The organism is bacterium, assembly GCA_024742285.1.
Taxonomy (GTDB): Bacteria; Myxococcota_A; UBA9160; order UBA9160; family UBA4427; genus UBA4427.
Genome location: JANSYR010000038.1, coordinates 1 through 2,538 on the forward strand (window position 1 = coordinate 1; position 2,538 = coordinate 2,538).

The window sequence follows — 2,538 nt, forward strand, 5'->3', positions numbered from 1 at the left end:
CATGTAGATGACGAACTTGCGGATGTTGCCGAAGATCGTGCGCCCCTGCCGGATCGCGGTCACGATGCTGGCAAAACTGTCGTCCTGCAGGACCATGTCGGCGGCCTCGCGCGCGACCTCGGTGCCGCGCCGGCCCATCGCCACGCCGATGTCGGCCTTCTTGAGCGCCGGCGCGTCGTTGACGCCGTCGCCTGTCATGGCGACCACCTTCCCCGAATCCTGATAGATCTGGATCAGGTCCAGCTTCTGCTCGGGGTCGAAGCGCGCGAAGATCGGCGTCTTCAAGAGGCGCCGCTTCTCCTTCTTCGACAGCTCGCCCGCCGGTTTCATCTCCTTGCCCGTCAGGACGAGCGCCTTCCCCGCGTCGTCGACGAGCCCCACCGCCTCGGCGATGGCGCGGGCGGTGGAGGGCTGATCCCCCGTCACCATGACCGCCTGGATGCCCGCCTTGCGGCACTCCAGCACCGCCTCGCGGACCTCTTTCCTTGGCGGGTCAAGCAGTCCGACCAGCCCGATAAGCGTCAGGCCCTCGTAGGGTTCCTCGCTCTCGCTACCCGCCGTCTTCTCCGCCAGCGCCAGTGCCCGTAGTCCGCTCGCCGTCGTCGCCTCGTTGCGGTCGAGCCAGGCGTCGCGGGCGTCTCCTTCGAGCTTTCGCCTGCGCTTGTCCTCGAAGACATGCGTGCAGACCTCCAGCACGGCCTCGGGCGCGCCCTTCACGGCCACGCGGATGCCGTCCTCGTCCTGGTGATATGTGGCCATCATCTTGACCGAGGCGTCGAATTCCTCGCGCCTGACCTCTTCGCTCTCCTCGATCAGGTCGTCCCGCATCAGTCCGGCCCGGCACGCGCCGACCAGCAGTGCTACCTCCATCGGATCGCCGGTACCTCGGGCGTCTTCGCCACCGCCGTCGAGGCTCGCGGAATTGCACAGGGCGCCCACCTCGAGCGCGCGGCGGACCGAAACGTGCTCTTTCGGGTCGACCTCCTCGCCGTCCAGCGCGAAACCACCCTCGGCATCGGACGGGACCTCGGCGTCGCCTTCGGGCAAGGCGAGGCGCTTCAGGGTCATGCGGTTCTCGGTCAGGGTGCCGGTCTTGTCGGAACAGATGACATTGGTCGCACCCAGCGTCTCCACCGCCGAGAGCCGCTCGATCAGTGCATTCCGTTTCGCCAGCCGCCACATCCCCCGCGCGAGGGCGATGCTGGCGACGATGGGCAGCCCCTCGGGCACCGCCGCGACGACCAGCGCCACGCCCGTCTCGACCATCAGGAAGAGATCCCGTCCGGAGAGGATGCCGATCACCGACACGATCGCGGCGACGATCACGATCACTAAGAGAAGCCGCCGGGACAGCCGGTCGAGCCGTTTCTCCAGAGGAGTCTCCTCCTCCTCGGCCTCTTCGGCGAGGCGCGAGATGTGGCCGAGCTCGGTCTGCATGCCCGTCGCGAAGACGACGCCACGGCCGCTGCCGTTGCTGATGGAGGTGCCCTTGAAGACGATGTTCGCGCGCTCTGCGACCTCGGCCTCCCCCTCGATGGGATCGGTGGTCTTGCCGCGGGGGACGGATTCACCCGTGAGCGCGGATTCGTTGACGCGCAGGTTGCCAGCCTCGACCAACCGGATGTCGGCGGGGACGACGTCGCCTGCCTTCAGCAGGACGATGTCGCCCGGCACCAGCTCCGCGGCTTCGATCTCGCGCTCCTCGCCGCCGCGCAGGACGCGGGCCGAGACGCGCTCCATCTCGCGCAGGGCCTCCATGGACCGGGTGGCGCGCAGCTCGGTGACGAAGCCGATGGCGGCGTTGATGGCGATGGCCACGAGGATCGCGATGCCCTGCACCACCTCCGAGAAGATGAAGGACAGCGCCGCGGCGGCGAAGAGGATGGCGAAGATGAGGCTCTTGAACTGGGCGATGAAGATGCGCCAGCCGCTGCGGCGGGTCGCCTCCTCGAGGCGGTTCTCGCCATGCTCTTCGAGCCGGCTCTTCGCGTCCGACTGGGAGAGGCCGGAGCCGGGCTCGACGCCCTGCGCTTCGAGCACCTCCTCGATGGATCGGTTGTAGATCTCGGCCATGCCTCGTTCTCCGTCGTGCCGGGCGGATATGGTCCTGTCGCTCAGGAGGAGACCACGTTCGGGGGGGCGCCCTCAAGGAACCCCTCGATGTTCCCGAGCGAGGTATCGAGGATGCGCTGGACCGCCTCGCGGGTGTTGAAGGCCGTATGCGGCGTGATGACGACGTTGCGCAGCCGCAGCAGGATGTGATCGGCAAGCAGCGTGTCGAGACCATGCTCGCGGGAGAAGTAGGTCCGAAGCAGCTCGGATTCCTCGCGGACGACCGGCTCCTCGGGCAGCACGTCGAGCCCGGCGGCCCCCAGCTTCCCGCTCGACAGCGCCTTCAGCAGCGCGTCGGTGTCGACGATCGGACCGCGGGCGGTGTTGATGAGGATCGCGCCGTCCTTCATCCGGTCGAAGGCGTCGGCGTCGATCAGACCCTTCGTCTTCTCGTTGCCCGGCACGTGGATCGTGATGACATCGGAC

The 2,538-nt window shown here is 67.8% G+C and carries 2 protein-coding genes; both read right to left on the minus strand.

What is annotated here, in order from left to right; all coding sequences use genetic code 11:
* On the minus strand, nucleotides 1-2,073 hold a 2,073-nt coding region (locus NXI30_28980; GenBank protein ID MCR9098275.1), incomplete at its 3' end, for a cation-transporting P-type ATPase.
* A gap of 41 nt (nucleotides 2,074-2,114) precedes the next feature.
* Nucleotides 2,115-2,538: hydroxyacid dehydrogenase (locus NXI30_28985; protein MCR9098276.1), on the minus strand; the 424-nt coding region annotated here is incomplete at its 5' end.